Source organism: Micrococcus sp. iso_239 (assembly GCF_056173395.1).
Genome location: NZ_CM149672.1, coordinates 1,160,858 through 1,175,002, shown reverse-complemented (window position 1 = coordinate 1,175,002; position 14,145 = coordinate 1,160,858). Strand labels below are relative to the sequence as shown.

Genomic DNA, 14,145 nt, shown 5'->3' with positions numbered 1-14,145 from the left:
GTGGCGGGCGACCCGCGCGGCTTCGCTCCCCTCGAGCCGGCCCGCCACCGCGTGGGCGAGCGCACCGAGCTCTACGACGGCACCGTCACGGTGGACCACTGGTTCTCGGTGCCGATCGACCACGCGCTGGGCCTCGCCGAGGCCGAGGCGCAGGACGCGGCGGGCACCGGCGTCGGGCCGCACGGGCGCGGCACGCTGACCGTCTTCGCCCGCGAGATCCGGGCGAAGGACGACCCCGAGGGCGAGCGCCCCTGGGCCCTGTACCTCCAGGGTGGCCCCGGCAGTGCCGGGCCCCGCCCGGCGCGCCTGAGCGGCTGGCTCGGCGCGCTGGCCGAGAGCCACCGCGTGCTGCTGCTGGACCAGCGCGGCACGGGGCGTTCGACCCCGGCCACTGTGGCGACCCTGACCGCCCCGGGCGCCTTCGCCACGGACGAGGCGCGCGCCGAGCACCTGGTGCACCTGCGGGCGCCCTCGATCGTGCGGGACGCCGAGATGCTGCGCCTCGCCCTCGGCGCCGGGCCGTGGACCACACTGGGCCAGAGCTTCGGCGGGTTCTGCACGCTGAGCTATCTCTCCTTCCACCCGGAGGGCCTGCAGCGCAGCCTGGTGACCGGCGGCCTCGCCCCGCTCACCGGCCACGCCGACCGGGTCTACCGGGCCACCTACGCCCGGATGCGCGCCCGCACCGAGGAGTTCTTCGACCGGCACCCGGCCGACCGCGACGCGTGGTCGGAGGCCGTGGGGCTGATCCGCGCCGCCGAGGCCGCGGGCGCCCCGATCCCCCTGCCCGGCGGCGGGCCGCTCACCGTGGGACGGGCCCAGGGTCTGGGCATGCTGCTGGGCGGCAACACCCGCGTGGACCGCCTGCACTGGGTCCTCGCCGAGGCCGTGGACCGCACCGGACCCGCGCCGCGCCTGTCCGAGACGTTCCTGGCCGCCGTCGCCGACCAGGACGACCGCCTCGTCAACCCGCTCTACACCGTGCTGCACGAGGCGATCTACGCGCAGCCGGCGGACCTGGCCGGCGGCCGGGCGGACACCGGCTGGTCGGCGTCCCGGATGCTCGCCGAGCACCCGGACTTCGACCCGGAGGCGACCACGGTCCCGCTGCCCACGGGCGAACACGTCATGCCCTGGTCCGTCGAGGTCGACCCCCGGCTGCGGCCCCTGGCCGGCACGGCGCGGCTGCTCGCCGAGCGCACGCAGTGGGGCCCGCTCTACGACGTGGCTGCCCTGGCGCAGAACACCGTCCCCGTGGCCGCCGCGGTCTACGCCGACGACGTGTACGTGGACCGGGACCTCTCGCTCGAGACGGCGCGGCGCGTCCGCGGCCTGCAGGTGTGGGAGACCGACGCCTTCCACCACGACGGCATCGCCGACGACGGGCCGGCGATCCTCGACCGGCTCCTGGCGATGACCGCGGCGGACGGCGCCGGGACGACGACGGCCCCCGACCCGGTCGACTGACCGGCCCGGGGGCCCGGGCGCCGGCGGAGCACTCCCCCGGTGCCGTGATCGGCTCAGACGGTGGGCCCGTCCTGTCGCACGATCTGCTCGGAGACCCCGCGCGCGTCGTCGTCACGGGGATCGGCGAGCCGGGTCTCGTGGGCCGTGCGGATGATGGCCGACCACGCGTCCTTGTGCTCGAGCAGCTGGTCGCGCCAGCGCTGGTCCAGGGCCTCGGCCCGGGCCGTCCAGCGGTCCATCAGGGCGGCGGCGCGCTCGCGCTCGGCCGGGTCGGCGTCCTCGGCCAGCTTCGAGTACCGATACGAGTACTTCTCGGCGTTCTGCAGCGCCCGCAGGGCCTGGCCCTTCGGCGAGGCCAGGGAGATCGCCACGGTGATCGCCAGGATCACGACGACGACCACGAGGGACAGCGTCGTGGGGATCTCGACGACGGGCACGTTCTCGCCGCCGTTGATGAACGGCAGGTTGTTCTCGTGCAGGGCGTGCAGGATCAGCTTCACGCCGATGAACGCCAGCAGCGCGGAGAGCCCGTAGGCCAGGTAGACGAGGCGGTCGAGCAGGCCGTCGATCAGGAAGTACAGCTGGCGCAGGCCCATGAGCGAGAACGCCGTGGCGGTGAAGACGATGTACGCCTCCTGGGTCACGCCGAAGATCGCGGGGATGGAGTCGAAGGCGAAGAGGATGTCCGTGGCGCCGATCGCGATCATCACGAGGAGCATCGGCGTCATGAGGCGCTTGCCGTCCACCGTCGTGAAGAGGCGGTCGCCGTCGAACTGCTCGGAGGCGGGCAGGAACCGCTTGACGAGGCGGACCATCACGTTGTCCGCCTCGTCCTGGGCGCCCTCGGCGTCGCCGGACATCTCGCCCTTGAGCTGGCCGCCGGCGATGATCAGCAGGAACAGGCCGAAGAGGTAGAACACGTCCGACCACGCGGCGATGACGGCGGCGCCCAGCAGGATGAACAAGGTGCGCGAGATCAGCGCGAACGTGATGCCGAACAGCAGCACCTTCTGCTGGTAGTCGCGGGGCACGCGGAAGCTGGCCATGATCACCAGGAAGACGAACAGGTTGTCGACGCTGAGCGCCTTCTCCAGCAGGTAGCCGGTGTAGTACTCGACCGCGTGCTGGGTGTCGCCGAAGGCGAAGAACACGAGGCCGAAGACGAGCGCGAGGCCGACGTAGACGCCGGACCAGATCGCGGCCTCCCGGATCGACGGCGTGTGCGCCTTGCGGACATGGGCGAAGTAGTCGAACGCGAGGAGCCCGACGATCAGCGCGATCGTCAAGCCCCAGGTCAGGCCGTTGATTTCCACGGGTCACCTCTCGGCGTCAGGGGTCAGGACGGTGCCGCAAGTCTCTCCGCCCGCCGCGACCGCGGCCCGGGCCCCTGTGTCCGGCCGGCGGCGCGCTCTCGGCGGCCGCGGCGTGCTGACGTCCACAGTGTTCGGGATACTCCCCTACGTCGCCGGTCAGTCTACCCGGTCGCACGACGACGCCCCGACCCGCGGCGGGCGGAGCGGGGCGTCGTCGGGCCCGCTGGCGCAGGCCCATGAGGGCGAAGATATTGGCGGTCAGGACGATGAACCAGTTCTGGGTGAGGCCGAAGATCGCCGGGATGGAGTCCACCGCGAACATCACGTCCGTCAGGCCGATCGTGATGAACACGACCACCATGGGGGTGAACATGCGCCGGCCGTCCACGGTGGTGCGCAGTCGGTTGCCGTCGTAGTCCGGCGCCACGTTGAGGCGGCGGGTCAGGCGGGCCACGACGCCCGGCTCGGACTCCTCGTCCCCGCCGTCGTCCTTGAGCTGCTGCCAGGCGGTCCAGAGCAGGAAGGCGCCGAAGATGTAGAACTCCCACGTCAGGTGCTCGATGGCGACGGCGCCGACCGCGATGAACACCGCGCGGGCGATCAGCGCGATGATGATGCCCACCATCAGCACCTCCTGCTGGTAGCGGCGGGGCACCTGGAACGTGGCCATGATGATGAGGAACACGAACAGGTCGTCCACGCTGAGGCTGTACTCGGTGACCCAGCCGGCGAGGAACTCGGTGCCGTGCTGCGCATCGCCCAGGGCGAAGAGCAGCCCCGCGAAGAGCAGCCCCGCGAAGACCAGCGCCAGCGCCACGTAGAACCCGATCCACAGGCCGGCCTCCTTCATGGAGGGCTCGTGGGGGCGGCGCGCGACGTACAGCAGGTCGAGCAGGAGGATGACGCCGAGGACCACAAGGGTCGTGGTCTCGAAGGCGGGACTGAGCACGTCCTTGGAGGGGTTCCTTTCGTGGGGGCCGCGCCAGTCTAGACGGGTGCGGTCCCGCGCGCGGACGCGGGGGGCCGGTCTCAGACTGCGCCGGGAGCGGTCAGGCCCAGGGCGAGCCAGACGACGACGGCACCGGCGGCGGCCAGGCCCCAACTGGCGAGGGAGCCGATGAGGAACTCCTCCGCGCGCGAGCCGGCGCCGCGGTCCGCCGAGATCTCCGGGAAGCGCACGATGCCCTTGGCCGCCATCAGGGCCGCGATCACCGGATAGGCCTGCGCGAGCCCCAGGACGACCATGAGCAGTCGCTCCATGGGCCCGATGTAGCGACCGCCGCGCAGGCCGTCGGCCGCGGGGTCCGTGGGCGCGGCGGACGGCACGGTCGTGGGCTCCGCCGCGGGGTCCTCCGCCTCCTCGTCGCCTCCGTCGGCGGGCCGGCCCGCCAGGGCGAGGACCGCGCGGGTGACCCGGTTGCCGGTCTCGGTCAGGGCCAGCGCCACCGCCAACAGCGTGAGGGCCGGGGGCGCGGAGCGCAGGCCCGCGGGCGCCAGGGTCGACTCGAGCACGGCCACCAGGCCGACCACGGCCACCACCGCGACCACCCCGAGCGGCCGGTCCGGGTGCAGCCACGTCCAGCCCATCAGCAGGCCGAGGGACACCAGGCCGCCGCCCACCGCGACGGCCACGCCGGTCGGCGCCAGCACGGCCACCAGCACCGCGGCGAGGACGGCGGCCACGGCCGCGCCGGCCCGGGCGAGCCACCGCCGCCGTGGGGCGGGCCAGGCGCCGGGCAGGACGGCGTCGAGCAGGTCGTGCAGCCCCAGGGCGAGCAGTGCGAGGGCGGTCACGGCGCGACCTCCGTCGCCGCGGCGGCGAGCTCGGCGTCCAGCTCGAGCAGCCGGCCGATCCCGGACCGCGCGACGGTCTGCGACACCGCGGACTGCGTGATCCGCTCCGCCCGTGCGGCCTCCGCCTGGGTCGCCCCGCCCAGCAGGGCTGCGGCGATCCGGCGTTCGCGGGCCTTGAGCCGGCCGAGGACGTGGTCGCGCAGCAGGGCGAGCCCGTCCACGGCGGCGGTGAGGGACGGGTCCGCGGCACGGAAGGCGGTCGCGGCGCCGGCGGCCCGCTCGTGCGCGTGCTCGACGGCCTCGCGGGCCCGATACCAGGCCGTGCCGTCCTCGATGCCGTCTCCGCCGGCGTCCAGGGCCCGCCGCTGCCCCAGGCCGATCCCGAAGCGCAGGTCGAGGCCCGGGGGCAGGGCGAGCGTGACGCGGACGGTCAGCCGGAGCGCGTCCGGCCAGGTGCGGTGCAGCGCCTGGAACTCGTCGCCGACGCTGGCCCAGGCGGGGCGCAGCGGCGGGACGTCCTGTTCCGCGGCCGCGAAGGCGGCCAGGATCTGCTCCTGCGCGCGCTCCCGGTCCGGGAGGGCGCGGGAGCCGACGATGTCCGCGATCACGGCCGCGACCGGGGGTGCTGCGCTCATGGCGTCACACTATCACTGATATGACGACATTCATCAGTGTTTTCATAACACCCTGGGTCGGCATCATGCCGGGTGGTCACTGCTCCCGCTTCATCTGCCGCAGCTCCTTCTTGAGCTCGCCGACCTCGTCGCGCAGGCGGGCGGCGAGCTCGAACTGCAGGTCCGCCGCCGCCTGGTGCATCTGCTTCGACATCTGCTCGATCAGATCGGCCAGGTCCTTGGCGGGCAGCGACGCCGGGTCCACCGCCGGAGCCTCGGTGCCCTCCCCTGTGGTCGCGTCCCGGTCCAGCGAGCTGAGGCCTCGGTGGCCCATGCCGAAGTCGAACCCGGACTTCACGCCGCCCATGCCCTTGAGGAAGTCGGCGGTGTCCGCGTCCTCCCGGGCCAGCTGGTCCGTGATGTCCGCGATGCGCTTGCGCAGCGGCTGGGGGTCGATCCCGTGCTCCTCGTTGTACGCGATCTGCACGGCCCGGCGCCGCTCGGTCTCGTCGATCGCCCGCCGCATGGAGTCCGTGACGTTGTCGGCGTACATGTGGACCTCGCCGGAGACGTTGCGGGCGGCGCGGCCGATGGTCTGGATGAGGGAGGTGGTGGAGCGCAGGAACCCCTCCTTGTCCGCGTCCAGGATCGCCACGAGCGAGACCTCGGGCAGGTCCAGGCCCTCGCGCAGCAGGTTGATGCCCACCAGCACGTCGAAGGTGCCCTTGCGCAGCTCCCGCAGCAGCTCCACGCGGCGCAGCGTGTCCACATCCGAGTGGAGGTACTCGACCTTCACCCCCGCCTCGAGCAGGTAGTCCGTGAGGTCCTCGGCCATGCGCTTGGTCAGCGTGGTCACCAGGACGCGCTCGTCCTTGGCCGTGCGCACGCGGATCTGCTCGAGCAGGTCGTCGATCTGCCCCTCGGTCGGCTTGACCACCACCTGCGGGTCCACCAGCCCGGTGGGCCGGATGATCTGCTCGACGTAGCCGTCCGCCTGGCCGAGCTCGTAGGCGCCCGGCGTCGCGGAGAGGTACACGGTCTGCCCGATCCGCTCGAGGAACTCGTCCCACTTCAGCGGGCGGTTGTCCATGGCCGAGGGCAGGCGGAAGCCGTGCTCCACGAGGGTGCGCTTGCGGGACATGTCCCCCTCGTACATCGCGCCGATCTGCGGGATGGTCACGTGGGACTCGTCCACCACGAGCAGGAAGTCGTCCGGGAAGTAGTCCAGCAGGCAGTGCGGGGCGGAGCCGGCGGGACGGCCGTCGATGTGGCGCGAGTAGTTCTCGATGCCGTTGCAGTAGCCCATCTGCTGCATCATCTCGAGGTCGTACGTGGTGCGCATGCGCAGCCGCTGCGCCTCGAGCAGCTTGTCCTGGGACTCCAGCTCCTGCAGCCGCTCCCGCAGCTCGTCCTCGATGGTGGTGATCGCCCGGCCCATGCGCTCGTCGCCGGCCACGTAGTGCGAGGCCGGGAAGATGTACATCTCCTCCTCCTCGCGCACCACCTGGCCGGTGAGCGGGTGCAGGGTCTGGATGGACTCGATCTCGTCCCCGAAGAACTCGATGCGCACCGCGAGCTCCTCGTACATGGGGATGATCTCCACGGTGTCCCCCCGCACCCGGAAGGTGCCGCGGTGGAAGTCGACGTCGTTGCGCACGTACTGCATCTGCACGAACCGCCGCAGGAGCACGTCCCGGTCCATCTCCGCACCGCGGCGCAGGGTGACCATCTGCTCGATGTACTCCTCGGGCGTGCCGAGGCCGTAGATGCAGGAGACGGTGGCCACCACGATCACGTCCCGCCGGGTCAGCAGCGCGTTCGTGGCCGAGTGGCGCAGCCGCTCGACCTCCTCGTTGATGGAGGAGTCCTTCTCGATGAAGGTGTCCGTCTGCGGGACGTACGCCTCGGGCTGGTAGTAGTCGTAGTAGGAGACGAAGTACTCGACCGCGTTGTTGGGCAGCAGCTCCCGGAACTCGTTGGCCAGCTGCGCCGCGAGCGTCTTGTTCTGCACCATCACCAGCGTGGGCCGCTGGAGGCGCTCGACGAGCCACGCCGTCGTCGCCGACTTGCCCGTGCCGGTGGCGCCCATCAGGACGACGTCCTTCTCCCCCGCCTCCACGCGCTCGGCGAGCTCGGCGATGGCCTTCGGCTGGTCACCGGAGGGCTGGTAGGGGGAGATGACCTCGAACGGGGCGACGACGCGGTTGATCTTCTGGGCCAGGCTCATGGCAGAACCCTACGTCGCGCCCCGGACACCCCGGCGGTCAGTCCGCCGAGGGCTCAGCCGCGCCGGGGGCGAGGAACCGGTCCCACACCTGGTTCGCCACGGACGCGAGCCGCTCGAGGTCGGCGTCGTTGACGATGACCACGTCCGCGACGGCGCGCCGCTGCTCGTCCGTGGCCTGGGCCGCGATCCGCGCCTCGGCGTCCGCGCGGCTCATGCCGCGGTCCTCCACCATCCGGCGCAGGCGCTCCTCGAGCGGGGCCTCCACCACGATCACGAGGTCGAACGCGTCCGCCTGCCCGGTCTCCACCAGCAGCGGCACGTCCTGGACCACGACGGCGTCCGGCCCGGCCTCGGCGACGATGCGCCGGGCCGCAGCCCGGATCCGGGGGTGCACGATGCGGTTCAGGCGCTGTCGGGCGCCCTCGTCCCCGAAGACGATGCGGGCCATCTCGACGCGGTCGAGCTCACCGTCCGCGGTGATGACGCGGTCCCCGAACTCGTCCTGGACGGCGGCCAGCCCGTCGGTGCCCTTCTCGAGGACCAGCCGGGCGAGGGCGTCCGAGTCCACCAGGAGCGCGCCACGCTCCTGCAGGACACGGGCCACCGCGGACTTGCCGGCGGCGATCCCGCCGGTCAGGCCCACATGGACGCGCGGCCGTTCGGCCACCGGGTCGGTCTCGGTCATACGCGCTCTCCTCGGGCGGCCTCGAGCTGAGGCTGGATCTTGGCCTCCCAGTATGCCCGGACGGCCTCCTGCAGGTCCTCGAGCGAGCCGTCGTTCTCGATCACGGTGTCCGCGATCTCGGCCCGCTCCTCGTCCGCCGCCTCCTCGTCGATGAAGGCCCAGGCCCGCTCGCGGGTCATGTCGTGGGACTCCATGAGCCGGGCGACGCGCACCTCGGCGGGAGCGGAGACGGCCAGCACCTGGTCGAAGTCCTGTCCGGAGCCGGTCTCGGCCAGCAGGGCCAGGTCGACCACCAGCACGGAGTCCTCGCCGATCTCGCGGGCCCGGCGGTTCGCCTCGTCGCGCACCGCCGGGGAGACGATCTCGTACATGCGCGTCCGGGCGGTCGAGCTCTCGGTGGTGAGCCGGTTGAGGGTGCGCGCGTCCAGGGTGCCGTCCGCGCGGACGATGTCCTCGCCGAAGACCGAGCGGAGCTCCTCGAGCACGGGGTTGCCGGGCACGAGGATCTCCCCCATCAGGTCGTCGAACTCCACGACGACGGCGCCCAGCCGCTCGAGCTCCGCGCCGACCTCGGTGCGGCCCGCGGCGATGCCGCCGGTCAGGCCGACGGTGACGAGGGCCTTGGCCGCGTCGATGCGCTGCTGGTGCCACGTCTTCGGGGTGTGCGTGTCGTTCTCCGGCTCGGTGCCGACCTCGAACTCGGGGCGGATCACGAAGTCCGAGACGTCCACGCCGTCCTCGGTGGCGCGGCGGCGGTACTCCTCGACCGGCAGCACCTGCTTCCACTGGCGGGTCCGCATGGGCCGCGCGGCACCCGCGTCCTCGCGCAGGGCCTGCAGCAGCAGTGCGGCCTGCGTGACGGTGATGAGCAGGATGGGCAGGCCGATCACGATGATGACCTCCTGCAGCGCCGCCAGGCCGTTCTCGCCCGCGGTGAGGATGATGGCCGCGCAGACCGCGCCGATGGACACGGCCCAGAACACGGACTGGCGGCGGGGCGCGGCATCCTCGTGGCCATTGGCCATCGCGTCCATCACGAGCGCGCCCGAGTCGATCGAGGTGATGAAGAACAGCGTGATGACCACGAGCGCCACGACCGCGGCCACCGTGTAGAGCGGCGTGCCCTGCAGGTGCTGGAACAGGGCGGCCTGGACGTTGCCGTCGGTGACGATCGTCTGCGTGAGGTCACCGCCCTGGCCCGGCGCCGGCGCGGTGGCGCGGTCCGACTGGAACGCGGAGTAGCCGTAGATGCCCATCCAGATGATGACGAACGCCGTGGGCAGGCCGAGGCCGGCCATGATGAAGGAGCGGATGGTGCGGCCGCGTGAGATGCGGGCGAAGAACATCCCCACGAAGGGCGCCCACGTCACGGTCCAGGCCCAGTAGAAAACGGTCCAGTCACCGGACCACTGGCCCGAGTTGTACGTGTCGTTGTAGGTGGAGAGCACGGGCAGCATGGAGGCGTACTCGCCGATCGCCTGCACGGTGCCGCGGATGACGTCCATGCTGGAGACGGCCCACATCAGGACGTACACGAGCAGGGCGATCGCCAGCAGGATGTTGGCGTAGGACAGCCGCTTGACGCCCTTGTCCATGCCGACCAGCACGGAGGCCGTGCCCACGGCGGTGATGACGGCCAGGATGAGCGCCTGGACCCAGCCGGCCACGGGGGTGCCCAGCACGTAGTTCATGCCCGCGTTGATCTGCAGGGCGCCCAGGCCCACGGACACGCCGAGGCCGAACACGGTGGAGACCACGGCGATGATGTCGATCGTCTTGCCGATGGGGCCGTGGATGCGATCGCCGAGGAGGGGCTGGAAGGCGGAGGACACGCGCGGGGGCAGCTTGCGCTTGTACGTGAAGTAGCCGAAGCACAGGCCCGGGACGAGCAGGATCGCCCACATGTGGATGCCGAAGTGGAAGTTCGCGATCGCCATGGCCTCCGAGGCCGCGCGGTCGGAGAACGGCTCCGTCCCCGCCATGGGCGGGTTGGCGTAGTGGTTCATCGGCTCCGCGATGCCCCAGAACATCAGCACCGCGCCGACGCCGGCGGCGAACATCATGCCGAACCAGGTCAGGCCGGAGTACTCCGGCACCGCGTCGTCGTCGCCGAGCTTGACCCGGCCGTACCGGGTCACGGCGAGGATGAACAGGAACGCCACCAGCAGGGTCAGGCTGAGGGTGTAGATCCAGCCGACGTCGTAGCGCAGCCAGCTCGAGACCACGCCGAAGGCCGCCTGGACCGGGCCAGGGAACAGGCCCATCGCGGCGGTGAAGAGCACGACCGCGGCGGCCGAGCCGAAGAAGATCGCCGGACTCGTGCGGAGCCCCAACGTGTCGTGCAGGCGAGTGAGCGGGGAAGTCATGAGTCTCCCGGGACAGGGTCGTGGGAGGCCCGCGGCGGCACGCGTGCTCGCTCACCGGTGGGCCGGTGCCGGGTGGCACGGTCTTCCACTGTACCGAAGCTCACGTCCGGGCTCGACGGCGTGCCCGTCCTCGGCCGGCCCCTAGGGTGGGGTCATGCCCGATCCCGCCCCCGCCCCGACCGCGCGCTGCACGGTCCTGCCGGCGTCCGCCCGCGACCCCGACGGCTGGCTGGAACGGGAGGTGGAGATCCGCCGCAGCCGCTTCCTCACCTACCTCGGGCGCGTCGAGGACGAGGCGCAGGCGCGCGAGATGGTCGCCGTCCTGCGGCGCCGGCACCACGACGCGCGGCACGTGTGCAGCGCGTTCGTCCTCGGCCCCGCCCGGGACCGGATGCGCTCCAGCGACGACGGCGAGCCCGCCGGCACGGCCGGCGTCCCCATGCTCGAGGCCGTCCTCCAGCGCGAGACCGCGCCGGGCCGGACCGACCTGACGGACGTGTGCGCCGTCGTCGTGCGCTGGTTCGGGGGGATCAAGCTGGGCGCCGGGGGCCTGGTGCGCGCCTACTCGGACTCGGTGTCCGGGGCACTCGACGCCGCCCCGCTGCGCACCCGCTCCCGGCTGGCCCTGCTCGCGGTGGAGGCGCCCCACACCGACGCCGGCCGGTGGGAGAACGAGCTGCGCGCGGCGGGCGTGTCGGTGCTGGAAGCGAGCTACGGCGCCGCGGCGGTCCGCCTGACGGTCGGCGTGCCGGACACCGAGGAGGCCCGCGCGGCGTTCGCGGCGCGGCTCGCGGACGTCACGGCCGGCGCGGGGCGTGCGGAACGGATCGGAGAGGACTGGGTGGACCATGAGTGAGCCGTTGCCCCGGGGGGTCACCCCCGATGTCGCCCGTGGCGGGCTGCCGGACGACCTCACCGCGGGCGTGGACTTCGCGGCGCTGGATCGGTGGCCGCTGCCGACCGAGCCCGACCGCCAGGCCCACGACACGGCGGACCTGCTCCTGCTCGACACCCTGGCCGGGTGGATCGCGAGCGGGCACGTCCCCGGCCCGGTGGCCGTCCTGGAGGACCGGCACGGCGCGCTGACCCTGCCCCTGCTCACGGCCGGCCACGACGTGCGGATCCACCAGGACGACGCCTCCGCCGAGCGCTCGCTGGACGCGAACCTCGCCGCGTGGCGCGCCGCCGGTCGCCTCGGCGGGGAGACGGGCGAGCTCGAGCGAACGGCCACGCCTGAGGAGGCGGCCCGGGGCGCCCGGACGGTCCTGCTGCCGCTGCCCCGCTCGCTCGACGAGCTCGACCGGCTGTCCCGGATCGTGTCGGCCGCCGCCGACCCCGGCGTGGTCCTGCTGGCCGGCGGCCGCGACAAGCACATGAGTCCGCGCATGAACGCGGTGCTGGGCGCGGCGTTCGAGGACGTCGTCGCCGGACGGGGACGCCGCAAGGCGCGCGTGCTCACGGCCCGGGGCCCACGTCCCGGCGTGACCGCCCGGCCGCCGGAGGAGGCCGACCGCGACGTCCCCGGCGTGGGGCGCCTGCACCTGGTGGCCCACGCCGGCACCTTCGGCGGAGCCGCCGCCGACCCGGGCTCCCGTCTGCTGCTCGCCTCGCTCGCCGACGACCCGCGCCCGCCGGGGCGCGTCGTGGACCTGGGCTGCGGCAACGGGCTGCTCTCGGTCGGGGCAGCGCGGCTGTGGCCGCACGTCACCGTGGTGGCCACCGACCAGTCCGCCGTGGCGGTGGCCTCGACGCTGGCCACGGCCCGTGCGAACCGCGTGGCGGACCGCGTCCGGGCCGTGCGCGACGACGCGCTGGCCACGTGGCCGGACGGGGAGGAGGAGTGCGTGCTCCTGAATCCCCCGTTCCACGACGGCAACGCCGTGGACCCCTCCGTGGCGCACCGGCTGGTGGCGGCCGCGGCGCGGGTGCTGGAGCCGGGCGGCCGGCTGTGGTGCGTCTGGAACTCGCACCTGCGGTACCGGTCGGTGCTGGAGGACCTCGTCGGGCCGACTCGGCAGACGGCGCGCGACCGCACGTTCACCGTGACGGTCTCCGAGCGCCGCTGAGCGCGGCCGCCGGGTCCCGTCCGCTCCCCCGCGGCCAGTCCCCCGGGACACGACGACGCCCCGCCCCTCCGGAGGGAGGGACGGGGCGTCGGGTGCTCGGCGCGGGCCGTCAGGGACGGCCACGCACGGCGGCGATCAGTTGCCGGTGAGCTTCTCGCGCAGGGCGGCGAGGGCCTCGTCGGAGGCCAGGGTGCCTCCGTCCGAGGACGGGGCCTCGGAGGAGTAGGACGAGCCGCCCAGGCCCGCACCGGCGTCGGCGCCGGCGGTGGCCTCCTCCTGGAGGGAGCGGCGCACCTGCTCCTTGTGGGCCTCCCAGCGGGCCTGAGCGTCGGCGTACTGCTGCTCCCAGGCGGCGCGCTCGGTCTCGAAGCCCTCCATCCACTCGTTGGTCTCGACGTCGAAGCCCTCGGGGTACTTGTAGTTGCCCTCCTCGTCGTACTCCGCGGCCATGCCGTAGAGCGCCGGGTCGAACTCGGTGCCCTCGGGGTCCACGCCCTCGTTGGCCTGCTTGAGGGACAGGGAGATGCGGCGACGCTCGAGGTCGATGTCGATGACCTTGACGAACAGCTCGTCGTTGACCGACACGACCTGCTCGGCGGTGTCGATGTGGCGCGAGGCCAGCTCCGAGATGTGCACGAGGCCCTCGATGCCGTCCTCCACGCGGACGAACGCACCGAACGGCACGAGCTTGGTGACCTTGCCCGGCACGACCTGGCCGAGGGCGTGGGTGCGGGCGAAGAGCTGCCACGGGTCCTCCTGGGTCGCCTTCAGCGACAGGGAGACACGCTCGCGGTCCATGTCCACCTCGAGGACCTCGACGGTGACCTCCTGGCCCACCTCGACGACCTCGGACGGGTGGTCGATGTGCTTCCAGGACAGCTCGGAGACGTGCACGAGGCCGTCCACGCCGCCCAGGTCCACGAAGGCGCCGAAGTTGACGATGGAGGACACGGTGCCGTTGCGGACCTGGCCCTTCTCCAGCTTGTGGAGGAAGTTGGAGCGGACCTCGGACTGGGTCTGCTCGAGCCAGGCGCGGCGGGACAGGACCACGTTGTTGCGGTTCTTGTCCAGCTCGATGATCTTCGCCTCGAGCTTCTGGCCGATGTAGGGGGCCAGGTCGCGCACGCGGCGCATCTCCACGAGGGAGGCCGGGAGGAAGCCGCGCAGGCCGATGTCGAGGATGAGGCCGCCCTTGACCACCTCGATGACGGTGCCCTCGACGACGCCGTCCTCCTCCTTGATCTTCTCGATGTCGCCCCAGGCGCGCTCGTACTGGGCGCGCTTCTTCGAGAGGATCAGGCGACCCTCCTTGTCCTCCTTGGTGAGGACCAGGGCCTCGACGGTGTCGCCCACGGCCACGACCTCGTCCGGGTCCACGTCGTGCTTGATGGACAGCTCGCGGGACGGGATGACGCCCTCGGTCTTGTAGCCGATGTCGAGCAGGACCTCGTCGCGGTCCACCTTGACGACGGTGCCCTCGACGAGGTCGCCATCGTTGAAGTACTTGATGGTCGCGTCGATGGCGGCGAGCAGGTCCTCGGCAGAGCCGATGTCGTTGATGGCGACCTGCGGGGCGTTGGAAGTGGTGGTCATGTAGGAGGGACTCCGTTGGG

At 72.4% G+C, this 14,145-nt stretch carries 11 protein-coding genes; 3 read left to right on the top strand and 8 right to left on the bottom strand.

All coding sequences use genetic code 11. The features are described from left to right. Positions 1-1,467 carry an alpha/beta fold hydrolase gene (locus AC0VX2_RS05495; protein ID WP_036315316.1) on the top strand — a complete coding sequence of 489 codons (1,467 nt, stop codon included), beginning with the start codon at positions 1-3 and terminating at the stop codon, positions 1,465-1,467. A gap of 53 nt (positions 1,468-1,520) precedes the next feature. On the opposite strand, the gene AC0VX2_RS05490 is transcribed toward AC0VX2_RS05495, so the two are convergent. The 7 genes from AC0VX2_RS05490 to coaE (AC0VX2_RS05460) all read right to left on the bottom strand — a co-directional run bounded on the left by AC0VX2_RS05490 (position 1,521) and on the right by coaE (AC0VX2_RS05460) (position 10,466). Then, positions 1,521-2,780, bottom strand: a complete 1,260-nt coding sequence (locus AC0VX2_RS05490; RefSeq protein WP_069941287.1) for a TerC family protein — start codon at positions 2,778-2,780, stop codon at positions 1,521-1,523. A gap of 16 nt (positions 2,781-2,796) precedes the next feature. Further along, positions 2,797-3,729 (bottom strand): TerC/Alx family metal homeostasis membrane protein, encoded by a 933-nt coding sequence (locus AC0VX2_RS05485; RefSeq protein ID WP_100058671.1) that lies wholly within the window; start codon positions 3,727-3,729, stop codon positions 2,797-2,799. An 80-nt stretch (positions 3,730-3,809) separates the two neighbouring features. Continuing rightward, positions 3,810-4,574, bottom strand: a complete 765-nt coding sequence (locus tag AC0VX2_RS05480) for a hypothetical protein (protein WP_129866770.1) — start codon at positions 4,572-4,574, stop codon at positions 3,810-3,812. Next, positions 4,571-5,209: a SatD family protein gene (locus AC0VX2_RS05475; protein WP_044658956.1), complete on the bottom strand. Its 639-nt coding sequence runs from the start codon at positions 5,207-5,209 to the stop codon at positions 4,571-4,573. The genes AC0VX2_RS05480 and AC0VX2_RS05475 overlap by 4 nt, the downstream gene beginning before the upstream one ends. A 76-nt stretch (positions 5,210-5,285) precedes the next feature. After that, complete coding sequence (gene uvrB / locus AC0VX2_RS05470) at positions 5,286-7,415, bottom strand: excinuclease ABC subunit UvrB (RefSeq protein ID WP_100058001.1); 2,130 nt, start codon at positions 7,413-7,415, stop codon at positions 5,286-5,288. Positions 7,416-7,452: 37 nt separating this feature from the next. Then, positions 7,453-8,100, bottom strand: coding sequence for a dephospho-CoA kinase (gene coaE, locus AC0VX2_RS05465; protein WP_036315330.1), 648 nt, complete (start codon positions 8,098-8,100; stop codon positions 7,453-7,455). After that, positions 8,097-10,466: a dephospho-CoA kinase gene (gene coaE, locus AC0VX2_RS05460; protein ID WP_101965465.1), complete on the bottom strand. Its 2,370-nt coding sequence runs from the start codon at positions 10,464-10,466 to the stop codon at positions 8,097-8,099. Before coaE (AC0VX2_RS05460) ends, coaE (AC0VX2_RS05465) begins: the two co-directional genes overlap by 4 nt. A 154-nt stretch (positions 10,467-10,620) precedes the next feature. Here coaE (AC0VX2_RS05460) and AC0VX2_RS05455 point away from each other — a divergent pair, with 154 nt between their 5' ends. Then, complete coding sequence (locus AC0VX2_RS05455; protein ID WP_041102704.1) at positions 10,621-11,322, top strand: IMPACT family protein; 702 nt, start codon at positions 10,621-10,623, stop codon at positions 11,320-11,322. After that, positions 11,315-12,532, top strand: a complete 1,218-nt coding sequence (locus AC0VX2_RS05450; protein WP_223247536.1) for a class I SAM-dependent methyltransferase — start codon at positions 11,315-11,317, stop codon at positions 12,530-12,532. The genes AC0VX2_RS05455 and AC0VX2_RS05450 overlap by 8 nt, the downstream gene beginning before the upstream one ends. A gap of 135 nt (positions 12,533-12,667) precedes the next feature. Here the strand turns inward: AC0VX2_RS05450 and rpsA are convergent, their stop codons facing one another. Then, a complete protein-coding gene (gene rpsA / locus AC0VX2_RS05445) occupies positions 12,668-14,125 on the bottom strand; it encodes a 30S ribosomal protein S1 (RefSeq protein ID WP_036315338.1) in 1,458 nt (485 codons plus the stop codon). Between the last annotated feature and the right edge of the window lie 20 nt (positions 14,126-14,145).